The sequence below is a fragment of the Tepidiphilus sp. HLB4 genome (assembly GCF_054823945.1).
In genome coordinates, this window is sequence record NZ_JSYB01000054.1 from 1 (window position 1) to 331 (window position 331).

The 331-nt window shown below is 64.0% G+C and carries 1 protein-coding gene; it reads left to right on the forward strand.

From position 1 onward, the window contains the following. On the forward strand, positions 1–331 hold a 331-nt coding region (locus tag OA56_RS08810), incomplete at both ends, for an RNA-guided endonuclease TnpB family protein (RefSeq protein WP_461584735.1).

A 331-nucleotide genomic window follows, 5' to 3' on the forward strand; every position in this document is an offset into this window, starting at 1 on the left:
CCCACAAGCTCACGACCCGGCTCTGCCGCGAAAACCAAGCGGTGGCGCTCGAAGACCTGAACGTCTCAGGGATGCTCGCCAACGAGAAGCTTGCGCGAGCGATCTCCGACGTGGGCTTTGGCCTCATCCGCTCGCAGATGGAATACAAGGCGCAGCGCTACGGCACCCGCCTGGTGTTTGCCGAGCGCTGGTATCCCAGCAGTCGCCTCTGTTCCGTCTGCGGCTGGAAACACGAAACGCTCACGCTGGGAGAGCGGGAATGGACGTGCCCGGAATGCGGCACGCACCACGACCGTGACCTCAACGCGGCGATCAACCTTCAACGGCTGGC